At 49.2% G+C, this 13732-nt stretch carries 15 protein-coding genes; 8 read left to right on the top strand and 7 right to left on the bottom strand.

The window, feature by feature from the left end:
* Window positions 1-174: 174 nt before the first annotated feature.
* Entirely contained in the window at window positions 175-1095 is a 921-nt protein-coding gene (gluQRS, locus tag U8U68_RS10550) for a tRNA glutamyl-Q(34) synthetase GluQRS (protein ID WP_322200772.1), read from the top strand.
* 47 nt (window positions 1096-1142) lie between these two features.
* Here gluQRS and U8U68_RS10545 read toward each other — a convergent pair whose 3' ends face one another.
* The 4 genes from U8U68_RS10545 to U8U68_RS10530 form a co-directional block, all read right to left on the bottom strand.
* Window positions 1143-1958, bottom strand: a complete 816-nt coding sequence (locus U8U68_RS10545) for a heparan-alpha-glucosaminide N-acetyltransferase (RefSeq protein ID WP_322200771.1) — start codon at window positions 1956-1958, stop codon at window positions 1143-1145.
* Complete coding sequence (locus U8U68_RS10540; RefSeq protein ID WP_322200770.1) at window positions 1955-2443, bottom strand: deoxycytidylate deaminase; 489 nt, start codon at window positions 2441-2443, stop codon at window positions 1955-1957. Before U8U68_RS10540 ends, U8U68_RS10545 begins: the two co-directional genes overlap by 4 nt.
* A gap of 514 nt (window positions 2444-2957) precedes the next feature.
* Window positions 2958-4025 carry a zinc-binding metallopeptidase family protein gene (locus tag U8U68_RS10535; protein WP_322200769.1) on the bottom strand — a complete coding sequence of 356 codons (1068 nt, stop codon included), beginning with the start codon at window positions 4023-4025 and terminating at the stop codon, window positions 2958-2960.
* A 313-nt stretch (window positions 4026-4338) separates the two neighbouring features.
* A complete protein-coding gene (locus U8U68_RS10530; protein ID WP_322200768.1) occupies window positions 4339-4608 on the bottom strand; it encodes a hypothetical protein in 270 nt (89 codons plus the stop codon).
* Window positions 4609-5083: 475 nt separating this feature from the next.
* Here U8U68_RS10530 and U8U68_RS10525 point away from each other — a divergent pair, with 475 nt between their 5' ends.
* On the top strand, window positions 5084-6139 hold the full coding sequence (locus U8U68_RS10525; RefSeq protein WP_322200767.1) for a radical SAM family protein: 1056 nt from the start codon (window positions 5084-5086) through the stop codon (window positions 6137-6139).
* Between the two features lie 272 nt (window positions 6140-6411).
* On the opposite strand, the gene U8U68_RS10520 is transcribed toward U8U68_RS10525, so the two are convergent.
* The 3 genes from U8U68_RS10520 to U8U68_RS10510 form a co-directional block, all read right to left on the bottom strand.
* Complete coding sequence (locus U8U68_RS10520) at window positions 6412-7074, bottom strand: Rpn family recombination-promoting nuclease/putative transposase (RefSeq protein ID WP_322200766.1); 663 nt, start codon at window positions 7072-7074, stop codon at window positions 6412-6414.
* Window positions 7075-7080: 6 nt separating this feature from the next.
* Entirely contained in the window at window positions 7081-7221 is a 141-nt protein-coding gene (locus tag U8U68_RS10515) for a hypothetical protein (protein ID WP_322200765.1), read from the bottom strand.
* Window positions 7222-7324: 103 nt separating this feature from the next.
* Complete coding sequence (locus U8U68_RS10510) at window positions 7325-7492, bottom strand: hypothetical protein (protein ID WP_322200764.1); 168 nt, start codon at window positions 7490-7492, stop codon at window positions 7325-7327.
* A gap of 129 nt (window positions 7493-7621) precedes the next feature.
* Here U8U68_RS10510 and U8U68_RS10505 point away from each other — a divergent pair, with 129 nt between their 5' ends.
* The 6 genes from U8U68_RS10505 (at window position 7622) to U8U68_RS10480 (ending at window position 13717) form a co-directional block, all read left to right on the top strand.
* On the top strand, window positions 7622-7990 hold the full coding sequence (locus U8U68_RS10505) for a helix-turn-helix domain-containing protein (protein WP_322200763.1): 369 nt from the start codon (window positions 7622-7624) through the stop codon (window positions 7988-7990).
* 58 nt (window positions 7991-8048) lie between these two features.
* The gene (locus U8U68_RS10500) at window positions 8049-8780 is read left to right on the top strand and encodes a LytR/AlgR family response regulator transcription factor (RefSeq protein WP_322200762.1); all 732 of its coding nucleotides are present in this window, start codon (window positions 8049-8051) and stop codon (window positions 8778-8780) included.
* Window positions 8780-10087 (top strand): sensor histidine kinase, encoded by a 1308-nt coding sequence (locus U8U68_RS10495; RefSeq protein WP_322200761.1) that lies wholly within the window; start codon window positions 8780-8782, stop codon window positions 10085-10087. Before U8U68_RS10500 ends, U8U68_RS10495 begins: the two co-directional genes overlap by 1 nt.
* Window positions 10088-10471: 384 nt before the next feature.
* On the top strand, window positions 10472-10783 hold the full coding sequence (locus U8U68_RS10490; protein ID WP_322200760.1) for a hypothetical protein: 312 nt from the start codon (window positions 10472-10474) through the stop codon (window positions 10781-10783).
* Between the two features lie 105 nt (window positions 10784-10888).
* Window positions 10889-12271: a hypothetical protein gene (locus tag U8U68_RS10485; RefSeq protein ID WP_322200759.1), complete on the top strand. Its 1383-nt coding sequence runs from the start codon at window positions 10889-10891 to the stop codon at window positions 12269-12271.
* 63 nt (window positions 12272-12334) lie between these two features.
* Complete coding sequence (locus U8U68_RS10480) at window positions 12335-13717, top strand: hypothetical protein (protein WP_322200758.1); 1383 nt, start codon at window positions 12335-12337, stop codon at window positions 13715-13717.
* Window positions 13718-13732: the final 15 nt, after the last annotated feature.

Below are 13732 nucleotides of genomic sequence, written 5' to 3'. Positions count from 1 at the left end.
ATTGCCTAAAGAAGAAGGACGTGAAGCGAGAGGGAAGGATGCAAGGGAAAATGTGGTTACTGTGAAATGCGTGTAAAATCGCGTGATGGCCCTGGCCCAGAAACCGGTGAAACGCTCTGTAAAATAGAAAAAAGAGCCGGGTCTGCCCCGGCCCCTGAAAGGCGGTCTTTTTATATGAGCAATGTGGTGGGGCGCTTTGCCCCCAGCCCCAGTGGGCGAATGCATCTGGGCAACCTGTTCAGCTGCCTGCTGGCCTGGCTTTCGGCCCGGTCCCAGGGGGGGCGGGTCATTCTGCGCATGGAAAACCTGGACCCCCAGCGTACCAGCCGGGCCTATGGGGAGCAGATTCAGCGGGATCTGGAATTTCTGGGCCTGGACTGGGATGAGGGGCCCTACTGGCAGTCGGACCGAAGCCAATACTACCAGCAGTGCGTTGATAAGCTCAATGCCCAAGAGCTGGTATATAAATGTTTTTGCAGCCGGGCAGAGCTCCATGCCCCAAACGCTCCCCACGCGGCGGACGGGGACTATATCTACTCTGGCAAATGTCGGAGGCTCTCCCTAGAAGAGGCGGCGCGGCTGGAACAGAGGCGCAGTCCCGCCCTGCGGCTAAGGCTTAGCGGGCAGGAGGCCTTTATGGACCGGCACTATGGCCCCCAAAGCCAGGACCTGGCCAAAGACTGCGGGGACATTATTTTGCGCCGGTCCGACGGGGTGTTTGCCTACCAGCTAGCCGTGGTGGCCGATGACGGAGCCATGGGGGTGACAGAGGTGGTGCGGGGCCGGGACCTGCTGGGCTCGGCCCCCCGGCAGCTGCGCCTATACCGCCTGTTGGGGCTGGATCCCCCAGAGTTTGCCCACATTCCCATGCTGCTGGCCCCGGACGGCCGGAGGCTCTCTAAGCGAGACGGAGACGTGAGCCTGGAGGCCCTGGGGGCCCGGGGCGTGTCTCCCCAACAGATAGTGGGGAAGCTGGCCTTTTTAGCTGGCCAGCTGGACAGGCCGGAGCCCCATTCGCCGCAAGAACTGGTAAAGGGGTTTGACTGGGAAAGGGTGCCAAAGGAGGATGTTTTTTTGCCAGGGGAGATGTTTTAGGGCCATGCGCCGTGTAATTCCCCAGTTTGTCAAGTGCAGTTCGCTCCTTACCCCAGCGCGCCCACCAGGGTAAAAATACCCATTAGCACTGGCTGGTGCAGCAGGTAGATTAGCAGGCTATGCCGCCCCACAAAGGCCAGAGGGCCTAGCCCGGGCTTTAACTTGGCCATGATTTTGCCTTTGTGCCCCACCATGCACCATAGGAAATACCCCATCAGGTACAGGAAAAGCCAGGGGGCCAGGGGAAAATAGTCCGAGGAGTGAAAGCCAGGCCCTGGCAAGCCCAGCACCGCCAGCCCCGGGAGGCTGTACAGCTGCGGCGGCAAAGGGCAGAGCACCAAACCCTCAAACCCAAGAGAGCCCTTGGGCACGTTCCGGGTGAGGAAGAACACCCCTGTGGAGAGAACCAGGCCCAGCCACGCAGGGAAAGGCTGCAGGCGCAGGCGGTTCCACAGGGTCCACACCCCGCACTGGATGAGCCCCGCCAGGCCCAGCAGGTACAGCACCCCAAAGAGGATAAGCTCGGAAGGCATGAACAGCGCTGTACCTAGGCTGACAACCACGCCCGCGCCCAAAATCACCAGCCCGTGGCGTACCGGGTGGTGGGACATCCGAAAGCAAAAGCCCGAGAGAAAAATAAACCCCCAGCAGATGCCCTGCTGCCATACATAGCCTGGCCAGCTGGTATACCAGGGAATGGGGCGGCCAAGGATGTGCACTACATCATACAGCGCGTGGTAGGCAATCATGTTTAGGACCAGCAGCCCCCGCAGGGTATCTAGCAGCTGATAACGGCCGCTCTTTTTTGCCGGTACGGGTCCCCTTTGGGCCAAGCTTGGGGACGCTGCGGCCCAGCCCCTCAATAGCCCATCTCCTTACTAAGGGAGTCGTCGTTTTCCACCCAGTCCCGCACCTGGATGATCCGGTAGTGTTCTAAGTCGTCCCGGACAATCACCTGGGCTATGCCGCCGTTGATCACCATGCGCTTGCACATAGCGCAGCAAACAGCGTTTTTAATGTACTGGCCTGTAGCCACCTCGGTGCCCACCAGGTAGAGGGTGGCGTCGATCATGTCCCGGCGAGAGGCGCTGATAATGGCGTTTGCCTCGGCGTGGAGGCTGCGGCACAGCTCATAGCGCTGGCCCCGGGGGATCGAAAGCTTGTCCCGCTGACAAAAACCCAGGTCCGTGCAGTTGGCCCGGCCCCGGGGCGCGCCCACATAGCCGGTGGAAATGACCTCGTCGTTTTTCACAATCACCGCGCCGTAGCGCCTGCGTAGGCAGGTACAGCGCTTTGAGACGGTTTCGGCCAGGTCCAAATAGTAGTTGATTTTATCGCGGCGTTCCATGAGGACCTCCTTTCAAAACTAGGCGCTTAGCTTAGCGCCGTGGAATGCGCAAGGGCGTAAAGCGGCGCCCCGCAGCTTTGCTGAAGGCGGCTCCGTAATAAACGCCCTATTTTTATGGGTGCTTTTGTTTAGAAAATGTCCGTCTAGGGCTTGTTTGAAAATAGAGGAAATGACGAATTTTTGGCCAGAAGGGGACAATTTCAAGGAGAAGAACCGCTGTAGTTAGCTGCGCTAACTACGTCACTCTGGCGATTGACGAGGATTTTCGACGTAGAAAGTGGCCTCTTCTGGCCCCAAAAGATGACGTTTTCGATTTTTCAAACAAGCCCTAGCGCGCAAAGCGCACTTTTTTATATCCTGATAGGGCTACCGCTGGCAGAGAGCCCTGGCTGCGGCAAGGCTGTGGGGCGTTGCGCCCCGTCGGCCGGCTCGGCCAGTTTACGGTGTGCCAGAGGCTTAGTCCAAAACCCTGGCAGGGACTTGGCGGCTTCTGGCCCCCGCGTGTACTGGATTTTTACTGGCCATTTATAGATCCTGGCTGTATTGGGCAAAAGTCGAAGCCCTCTTCCTGGCCCAGCCGTACCAGAAATTCACTGAGTAGTTCAATACACTGCTCCAGATCCTGCCAGCTGCCCACCTCTACCGAGCTGTGCATGTACCGCAGGGGAATGGACACCAGGGCCATGGGAATGCCCAGGCCAGTCCGGTTCACGGTGTCGCCGTCTGTGCCGGTGCGGCCCGTGGCAATCTCCCATTGGAGGGGAATGCTCAGGTCCTCCGCGGCTTGGCGGAGCAGGGCGTTCATCTTTTTATTGACCGAGGAGGCCATGCACAGCACGGGCCCGCCGCCCAGTTTTACGTCACCGGTGTCGTTGGGGGTGGTCCCTGGGGCGTCGCTGGCCCAAGTTACGTCCACAGCAATGGCGCAGTCTGGCTGAATGCGGGCAGCCGCATAGTACGCGCCCCGGCCCGTGGTTTCTTCTCCCACGGTAGTGGCCGCGTAAATGCCTATATTTGCCCCTTTGGCAGCGGCCTTTTTGGCGGCCTCCAGCACCACAAAAGCCCCAGTGCGGTCGTCTAGGGCCCGGCAGGTAAAGTGGTGGTTCAGGAGCTCCCGCACCTGCACGTCCGCGCACACCGGGTCACCCACAGCTACAGCTTGCAGGGCCTCTTCTTTATCCTTGGCGCCAATGTCTACCAGCAGGTCAGAGACCTTGGTCTTGTTGCTTTCCAGCAAATCGCCGGAGGTGGCTATTACTCCGCTGACCAGCTTCCCGTTATGCCAAACCTGCACGGGGGAGCCCAGGTATAGCCGGGGCCGGACGCCCCCAGCGCCCATGAGATGCAGGCGGCCAGACTCGTCAATATTTGTCACCACAAAACCGATTTCATCAATGTGCCCGCAGAGCAGCACTTTGCGTTCCGCGTCTGGGTTCACCACAGAGACCGCGTTGCCGCTGGGATCTGTAAACTGTGTGTGTGCAAAGGTTTTGCCATAGGCCAGGGCTTTTTCTTGGATGGCCTCTTCATAGCCGCTGACCGATGGTGTGGCCAGCAGATCTTTTAAAAATTCTCTATTCAAACGGAATCCCTCTTTTCACGCTTTCCTGGGACCTTTGGTCCCAAAGGCAGTATATGCTTTATTATACATCTCTCCCGTGGGATTGGCAAGGGGAGAATCTGGCGGGGCCAAAGGGGAACGCATCCGCCTCTTCGCCGCTGGAGACCAAAAGCTTCTATTACACGACCAAGTACGATATGGGCCGATAAAATTGTACTAAATGCACTGAAAACTGCATCGTAAATCCGAAACCGATAAGGTCCTCCACTTGGTTGACATGATGGATTTCCAGTGGTATATTGGTCTCTTGCCGCCTACCACCATCAAAAGCATTTCATATGAATTGCCGGGCATCGCGTTTAAGAGTTTCCTGCATATTGGCGGCCCCTGACAAGGAAGGCTCCACCTTTTGGGCCTGGTAGGTAAACTTATCGCGGAAGTACTTATACAGGAATACCTGTGTGATAATTTTGTATCCCCCCGGAGAACCACCCAGGCCAAAGCTGGCACAGATGGCGTTCAGATCGTCGGTCCTCCTTTTTGTTCGGATGGTAATGGGTTCGGTTGGCATTATGCTGTCCATGTCCTTCTGCGAAGGATTCACTGAAAATACAGCCTTCTATGAACTTTACCTGACTTGCAGTGGGCGGTACTCCTCTACTGTGGCAACGCTGAATGATCTCCTGGCAGGATTTCACGAGTAAAGTAAGCGTGGTTGTCCATCATACACTGATTTTTCAGCACCTTCTGGTCAACAGCAACCTTTATCCCCATAAGAACATCGAAAATCACGGGATGGATTTCAAGCGCCGGCGGCCTTGCGGATGCGCATAAATATTCCTCTTTTTAAAAGAACCCTCCGGCGTTTTTAGCTCTTCCAGCATCGACTGGAGCTTTATTCCTGTACTTGGTCGTGATTCCCTCCCGAATGAGCTTCAAAGTATCCCCGTCAGCAATCGACCGATTGTAATAATACTTGTGGATGAACGCAGTATTACTTTTCCCAGGACTTGCGGAAAAAGCGAAAATGATATAATATTGGATGGGGATGCTTTTATGCAAACAGGAGGATGGCCAACATGATAAACATTGATTTTCTGGTGGCCGGGTGCAATACCCGCTGCCGCCACTGTTATGTTAATGGCGGGCCCGGCCCTATCATGCCGGTGGAGGACGCGCTGATGTGTATAGAAAAGCTGGACGCTCTTGCCGCTTACTGCACGGATGAGGTCAGCTTTACTCTAGATCATGAGCCTATGAACCACCCGCAGATTGACCAGATTCTTTCCGCGGCCTCGCAGACAGTCCATATACAAAATTATCACCACGGCATGACCACTGGAATGGGATTGATGCACCGGGAAGACCGCCGTCAAGTGATTCGTGCCTATTTGGACCGCGGTTACCGGGAGTTCGGCATTACCATTCATGGGGCTTCATCCCATCATGATGAGATTACTCGTCGAATCGGCTCTTACGAAGCCGCGGCCAAGGCTGGGGAGTTCCTCAAATCAGAGGATGCGGAGCTAAATGTCTCTCTTATGCTGAACCGCTTCTTCCCAGAGGACGCGGACCGTATCTCCGCTTTTCTCAAACGACTCCAGCCCAATTTTGTCTATTTTGCCATCCCCATTTACACTCCCCACCGGAATATGCCATACTTTGAGCCATACCGCGCCTCACTGGGGGATTTAGAGCGCCTGCGGCCCTATCTGGCGGAATGGGGTCAGGATGAATCTGAAATTTTGGAAAAAGCGCGGCGGAGCACGGCCGCCTATGCGGCTGACCGGCTGAATCATGGACTGGATTTGCCGGCTTTGTTTGCAGAGGACCAGAAGGAGTTATACCTATCGCTGCATCAGGATTGCAGGCTATATGTGGGCAACTCTGGCTGTGAAACCCACTGTATGGGGGATTTACGGAGCTTGGATTTGCCGGCTGCGGCAGAGGCCATCACTGCGCTGCCGGGAAACCGGGACTATGGGGCGTTTTATGATATGGCGGTCTTGCCCCCTAAAGAGGCCCTGATTCGGGCGTTGTCGGATTTACCGCAGGACACGCTTTACGGCGACTTTCCCAGTGTACTCTATCGTGGATTCAGCGAATGGAAGGTTCCCACAAGGCTTATAGTATGAAATTTCCAGCCTGTCCAAGTGCCCGGCGATTTCCTGCCGGCCCCTTTTGGCCCTATAAACGCGAAAATCCCCCGGGGTTCCGGGGAATTTTCGGGGTGGCATCTTTTAAGATGTGTAACCTTGGCCTTACCATGCTTAAAAGATGCCTGGGGCCATCGGAGGGCTAAAAAAGCCAGTATTTATGCGGCTTTCCGGACTTTTGAAATACCGTCATTCAAACTCTGACTTAAAAGATGCCACTTTTATGAAGGGTCGCTACGGAAGATAATATCCTATTCACCCTCCGCGATTTTTTTGACTTCGTCCAAATCAAGGCTACAAATGTCAGCAATTTCTTCCAAAGACATATCCCGCGCCAGTAACTTTTTTACCATGCCAACATGGGCATCATGTGCTCCCTCTTGCCGCCCAATCCACCGTTCATCCTTCAGCTTCGCCGCCAGGGTCATAAGTTTCTCCACCTTTCCCTTGTCGGATTTGATATCCTCCACCGCCCGGTCAATCTGTGTCAAGTAGTCTGAACCGGAAATGTCAATGGCCAGCCTGCGGTACCTGGCGTTGACATACCGCAAAAACTCCAGCGCCGGTTCATTCATGTTCTGGACCGTGAACGCGGCGTTCAGAATGTAGGCATGTGAGCCGTCCTCATACGTCAAGTCCTCAGCGCCATCAATCACAGATTTACGCTTATAAAGCGCCAGTCCCCGACCATAATAATCGTCCGTGCAGACGAAAATAATGTAGCTTTCTCTGAGCTGCCGGTAGCTCTCAGCCGGTTCCAGGGTCCTTCTGTCAATACTGCTTTGGTAGAATCGGATGCGCCGCTCCAAATCATAGGCGTGGCCGGTCTGCATCTCGATATCATACCGCGTTTCGTCAGCATCTGCCAGAGCCACATCCAGCCGGACGCCATGCAGGTTGACGCCGTCCTTCATGTCCTGCTAACGCTCGATATAGGTGATCTCCGCAACTTTCTTCTCAAGCACCGCTTCAAGAAACGGCTTGACGTTCTCTGGCCGGCGCATGACCTCTGAAAACACCAGGTCGTTGGCGAGAGAAATATCATCTATGCTTATGCTCATGGGAATCACCTCTTTATATTATGATAAAAATCCAAGTACTTAAAAGCGCTCTTCCTTTAAGTACATTATACCCGAATCTTGCGAAAAAAGCAACTGTTTTCGCCTACTCATTGCCGCCTTCCGGCACGGTGCTGTCATCTTTTTCCACCTCCGCCTGTACCAGCCCGACGACAAAATCCTTCTGCTTGACCTTGTGCCGCTTGAGGTAGGCTTTCATGCGCTGATAGGTTTCCTCGGGCAGTTGGACGGTCATAGTCTTTGTGTTTTCCATAGCGATTTTCTCCTTTGTGTTATTATATTTTTAAGGGAAAAATTCCAGTTTTTAATATAGAGACGATATTAGCGCCTATACTTGATTCTCTTTTGTTTTATTTGTGTGGTAAGATACACACAACATATTGTGGAGGAAGAACTCATAGACGGTCTTAATGAAATAACTATATTTAACGCAGCATTGTTTGGACGCAGAGTAGCGCATCGCCGTAGGAAAAATAAGATAAAACAAGCTGATCTAGCCGAGCGGCTTGGTATCTCACAACAGCATCTGTCAGGCATTGAACACGCAAAGGACCGTATCAGCTTTGATGTGTTCATCAAACTTTGCGTTGAGCTAAAAGTGAACCCAGATTATCTGTTAGGAGGAACTCTGCGGGCAAACAATATCCCCAAGGGTGTTGTAGATGGCCTTAATCAATGCACACGGGAAGACCAGGAGTTAGCAGCCGGTATTATTGAGCTGCTGAGAAAGCGAAATCCAGAAAATGGATGACATTCCTGGGATGACATGATATAATCACTTTATTATCACACAGTACTGGGGTGGTTATATGAGGATCGTTCTTTGCGATGACGATGAACAGGTGTTAAAGCTGCTGAAAAAGTATTTGCGCGAGTACTTTCACTCCGCTCATCTTAACCAGCCCGACTACACTGTTTACAGCAGCGGCGATGACTTGCTGGTTTCTGAGGCTGCTCCGTCTGTTGCGCCGGCCGACATTGTCTTTCTTGATGTGGAGATGCCCGGACGAAATGGCATCTTCACGGGAGCGCTTTTAAAAGAGATGAATCCCAATGTGAGGATATTTATTGTCACCTCTTTTCCTGACTATTTGGATGACGCTATGAAATTTCATGTGTTCCGCTATCTCTCTAAACCCATTGACAAGGCGCGCCTGTTCCGAAACATGAAGGAGGCTCTGTATCAAATCAGTATGGACGCGGAGAAAATAAGCATAGAAACGAAAGAAGAGACTGTTATTTGCTCATCGGAGGAGATCGTCATGATTGAGAATGAGGACCGTAAGGTATGGGTCCATACGCTTTCCCGCTCTCTGGAGTCCGTAGAAAACGCGAAATATTGGGACAGGCTTTTAAAGTATAAGAGCTTTTACCGGCCACACCGAAGTTACATAATAAACTTTAAATACATTTTGTCATATACCCACGATTCTATCCAGCTTAAAACGCCGGATGGGAGAATTTGGGAGTCTTTCTTAGCCCGGCGCAAGTATCAGGAGCTCAAAGACGCATATCTTCTGTTCCTGGAGGCGATGTCATAATGGATATGAGGATTGTCTATTTTTGCATATACATAGCAGAGGGCATTACGGCATGGAGCTACTTTTCGGGGCTGTACAAAAGGAGATATTCCCTTTGGATAAGCGTTCTCGCTCACATACTTGGGTATGGCATTGCTTTTCTAATATTTAATTTTGCGTATGTTTGGGTCAACACCTTGATGTTTACTCTTATAAACTTTGCGCTTCTTTACCGGCTCCATTCCTGCTCTTGGAAATCTGGACTTTTTCACGCCGGACTATTGACGTGTTTCTCAATCGGATTGGAATTTGTCATTGTTTTAATCTTGGGATCTAGCTTAGGCAATTATGACCATTATCAAACCAACGCCTCTACTTTGATGATTCTTGCTGTGTGCAGTAAGCTCCTTTATTTTTTAGCTACAAAGCTGTGTCTTCTTATTGCAAAAAAGTCTAACCCCGGCCAAGGAGATGTTGGCGCAGTCTCGCTTTTCTTTTCCTTTTTTTCTCTTGCCACGATATGCGTTATAGTGGTGATGTTCTATACTGGGATGGCCGTCCACCTCCCGCTGCACATTGAAAACCTGATGCTCATAAGCTCGCTTATTCTGCTTTTTGCAAACATATTGCTATTTGCAGGGTATCAATATAGTCAAAGAGTCAGCCAACAGTACCTTGCCCTGCAGATGGAGAAACAAAAGGATGAAGCCAAAGAAACTTATTTCAGAGTTCTGGAGGAAAAATACAATGGGCAGAGAGTGCTGATCCACGACATCCGAAGGCACCTAACCGCAATAAAAGGGCTTGCCCAGGAGCAAGGGACGGATTCTGTGGTAGACTATGTTAACAGGATGAAGGAGTTGCCAGCGCTGCAAAACAAAGTACGCTATTGCGATAATCCTATGCTAAACGTGGTACTGTCCCATTATGGTGAGATATGCCGTGAAAAGGAAATAGACTTCCAGGTGGATGTGCGGGATAAGGAGTATGATTTTCTTGCTCCAAACGATATCACCTCGCTGTTCGGCAATTTACTTGAAAACGCCGTGGACGCTGCTCAGGGCGCCCCAAAGCCCTATGTGGCGCTGAGAGTTGACAGCCCGGCGGGAACCGATCTGTTTCTTTCCCTGACAAATCCATGCAATGAACCTCCTATTGAAGATGGCCGCAACGGATACTTGACCCGCAAGTTAGATAAAGAGCAGCACGGCATTGGGCTTAAAAGTGTAGACGCTATTGTAGATAAATATGGCGGCTCCATCAACCACGACTATGACTGGGAAGCAAAGCTGTTTCATATCTCGGTGTTGTTAAAAAGCGACGAATAATCAACCTATATATCCATAGAAGCCCCTCTCTGTTATGGGAGAGGGGCTTCTATGGATATATGGAGCGACCACAATATATTGTGGTCGCTCTAATCGATACAGAAATACCGACATACCATTCTGTCGCGTTTTTTGTCATTTCGCGCAAAGGGGGTTGTAATTTTCTTTTTCTCCTGCTAAACTTTGAGCAGTTGAACGAAACCCGAACCGCAGACCGGTTTTCATTCAACCAGCGTTGGCCAACGCGATGTTCGAAAGGAGTTTGCGGCGCGTCTCTGCGGGAGCGTTTCGGCTCCTGTCCGCCCCGGGTACTTAGGTGCGCGGGATAAAACGCAAAGCAAGTACGTTTCGCTTGCTTGACGATGAAGAAAGGATGTAGTACTTATGACAAAAAGGCTGGTTTCTCTGCTCATGGCTCTGGTGCTAACTATCGGTATCTTTGCCATTCCCGCTATGGCTGCAACGCCCGAAGCTGAAGAATTATATACAATAGGAGGACACTGCGCTTATTGTGGCAACACTGTCGAAATTATTATCAACACCTCAATTACTACTGAATATCGCATTTGCAAGAAATCATCAACACACCATCCCCACAAAGTGACCTATGAGGATCATTCATATTGGTGTAGCAAGTGCAACCACCGCTATTCGATGGGCCTACCAATTGAATTAGCCGACGTATGTAAATTGTAATGGCTATTCAAAATTAGGAAAAGTAAAATAATATCCGCAGCTGTACCTGTTCAAAAACATCAGGTATAGCTGCGTGTTTACAATGCCGGTGAAAGGATTTGCTTTATGAAAAAAAGTCTTTTTCTCCCAAAAGTAATTCTCATTTTACTCCTGCTACTAATTATTGTTTTTATGGCGTCAAAGGAGATGTGTCAAAGTAGTAATAAGGGAAGTAAACAAAATGTACCTAATACTAATCCACTTCGACTGCTTATCGATGTTGAGTTTGGCAGTAGTCTGTCGTTGGACATAAAGGATGAACTAAACCATTACCTTACAGAAGGAGATGGAAGAGGTAATGTCATTACTCGAAACTTCCAATCTGTCATTAAAATGAACGGCGGCCCCCAGGATATAACATTCGAGTTTCCGCCTTCATGTGGCGTTGAACGAGAATTTTACCTGACACGTCTTCGAACAGAACTTATGGCAGGAAAAGGGCCAGATGTTTTTGTGTGTATAAGTGGGTTCGGAGGCAAATATGACAGTACCACTCGCCAATATATTATGGAAGATGCTATTTTCCCTTTTCCACAGCAGGCTATGAAGAGAGGAATGTTTTTACCACTTGATACCTATATTCCCAACTCACAATTTATGGAATGGAGCAAATTAACTTCCACTATAATGGAAGCCGGACATACCGCGCAAGGGCAGCTATTGTTGCCAATGACATACACTATTCCAGCCACAGCTTTTCCTAAAGATGATGTGGAGCATGAACTTTCTCAGAACATGACATGGGAAGAAATGCTTTCTGGAAACATTGCTATGCGGATAGCTGGAGTATTAGATGAATCTGCTTATATAGCTTTGGCTTTGGAGCCATTTATCGATATTAACAACGATACACTAGCAATATCCGAGGAGGAAATGAGATTGTTTTTTTTCACAAGACTTAAAGAAAGGCAATTCCTAGAAAGTGAAAATACACCTACACATTTTCGTGGATGGATGCAAGTTGACTTAAATGATGAAATAATTAATACAGAACAACCTGGAGTTGGGCGAGGAAATGAATATACATATATTCCTATTTATACTCGAGGAGGTGGTTATCGTGCCATCGTCACCAGTTTTACATGTATTAATGCCAATACCTTCCGTCCAGATGATGCTTTCTTTCTGGTGGACTATCTGATGAGCGAGGAGTGTCAGCGCTCAATTCTTTACTCTTATATGACATATGATAATGCTGTTCCTATTATGGAAGGACTGATGACAGAAGAGAAACCAGTAAGTGCTGTTCACAAAAAGTGGCATATGCGAGAAAATGATTATCATGAATTTTTAGGTTTAAGAGACGGGCTTTCTGGGGCAGATTTTTGCACGAGTCTATGTAAAGAAGTGTGGAATTTAAATAAATCATTACAACAAGAAGGTTCTGATCTAGAAAAAGAAATTCATAAATCTTATGTGAAAATGAATATGGAGTTGGCAGAAAGCTAAAATATAGGCTTAGGTTTTCTAAGTCTATTGTTTGTGCTATTTAACAAGAGGAGTCAAATTCTTATGAAAAAGTATATATTAAGTATTCTTGCCATCTGTTTACTAATCTCCCAATTTGCCGGATGTGGTGAGTTAGGGCAAAAATCAAACCTCAACAATTCACAGATGTCGGACAATCCAGTTGAAGATCATCGTTCTCTCCGGGTTCTTGTTGATGTAGAATTCGGTAGTAGCTTGTATCTTGATGTTGAAGACGAATTAAGAAAATATAAGGCTGTTCCTTCAGCTGGAGGAGAAAAAACCATTGGGCTTGTTGCTGCGATAAAAGATGCTGGAGGATCGGAGAATATTCAGCTAGAATTCCCTCCGAAATGTGGCGAAGAGCGTGACATATATCTTTCGAATTTGCGGACAGAGATCATGGCAGGTGGAGGACCAGATGTTTTTGTATGTCTCAGTGGTATTGGTTTTCATTTTGATAAAGACAACAATTTTCAAGTGCATTATGTTGAGCCAATCTTTCGGTTTCCCCAACAGGCCATGAAACGAAATATGTTTTTGCCACTAGATAATTATATTAAGACGGCAAAACACATGGAATGGGATAAGCTGACGCAGGTTGTTATGAAAGCGGGGAGAACAGAGAAGGGACAAATGTTGTTGCCAATGACGTACACTGTCCCGACCACACTTTTTCGAAAAAGTGATGTGAAAAGCGCTTTGTCAAAAGAAATGAAATGGGATGATATGTTTTTTCAGGATACTGCGCTGGGTGTTGCCGCGGTATCAGACACATCTACTCTTATGGGGAGTGCGTTGGCGCCGCTTGCCGACTTTGAGAATGACAAGCTAGCTTTCTCAGAAGAAGATTTGACTCGATTTTGTGAAAAAATAACAAATCATCAAACGCTGGACAACGATAATACTATTCCCCATTTCCGCTTCAACTTGAAGGTTCTGGATTCTTTTAAATTGAATGACTATAATGAGGCATTCAAGAATGATGATTCATTTACTTTAGTTCCCCTCTATTCGCGCAATGGAGGATATATGGCAACTGTCACAAGTTTTGTGGGAATCAATGCCAATGCCGAGAACCCAGAAGCAGCGTTTTCCGTGGTGGATTATTTGCTTGGAGAAGAGTGTCAAAGGTCAAAACTATATGCATTTATGACATATGATAATGCAGTACCCACTTTGGATGGACTGATGACGCAGGGAACCTCTGTCAGTACGGGCAATAACAAGGAATGGACAATGCCCGACCCCCTCTATAATGAGTTCTGTGCGGTCAGGGATAATATCACGTTCTCTGAATTTGCTACACCTTTAGAAAGAGAATTACAGCAACTGTATATTGACTTGACCACATCAACCTCCAAATCGAAGGAAACAATGATTCATGACGCATATATGCGAATGAATATGGAATTGGCAGAAAGCTAAAATATAGGTGTAGCC

Source organism: Acutalibacter intestini (genome assembly GCF_034334985.1).
Classification (GTDB): domain Bacteria; phylum Bacillota; class Clostridia; order Oscillospirales; family Acutalibacteraceae; genus Acutalibacter; species Acutalibacter intestini.
This window is presented reverse-complemented; position numbering and strand designations above follow the sequence as displayed.

Coding starts and splice junctions, on each gene's coding strand:
- gluQRS (WP_322200772.1), top strand. CDS start 175: ATGAGCAATGTGGTGGGGCGCTTTGCCCCCAGCCCCAGTGGGCGAATG.
- U8U68_RS10540 (WP_322200770.1), bottom strand. CDS start 2,443: ATGGAACGCCGCGATAAAATCAACTACTATTTGGACCTGGCCGAAACC.
- U8U68_RS10525 (WP_322200767.1), top strand. CDS start 5,084: ATGATAAACATTGATTTTCTGGTGGCCGGGTGCAATACCCGCTGCCGC.
- U8U68_RS10520 (WP_322200766.1), bottom strand. CDS start 7,074: ATGAAGGACGGCGTCAACCTGCATGGCGTCCGGCTGGATGTGGCTCTG.
- U8U68_RS10515 (WP_322200765.1), bottom strand. CDS start 7,221: ATGAGCATAAGCATAGATGATATTTCTCTCGCCAACGACCTGGTGTTT.
- U8U68_RS10510 (WP_322200764.1), bottom strand. CDS start 7,492: ATGGAAAACACAAAGACTATGACCGTCCAACTGCCCGAGGAAACCTAT.
- U8U68_RS10500 (WP_322200762.1), top strand. CDS start 8,049: ATGAGGATCGTTCTTTGCGATGACGATGAACAGGTGTTAAAGCTGCTG.
- U8U68_RS10495 (WP_322200761.1), top strand. CDS start 8,780: ATGGATATGAGGATTGTCTATTTTTGCATATACATAGCAGAGGGCATT.
- U8U68_RS10490 (WP_322200760.1), top strand. CDS start 10,472: ATGACAAAAAGGCTGGTTTCTCTGCTCATGGCTCTGGTGCTAACTATC.
- U8U68_RS10485 (WP_322200759.1), top strand. CDS start 10,889: ATGAAAAAAAGTCTTTTTCTCCCAAAAGTAATTCTCATTTTACTCCTG.
- U8U68_RS10480 (WP_322200758.1), top strand. CDS start 12,335: ATGAAAAAGTATATATTAAGTATTCTTGCCATCTGTTTACTAATCTCC.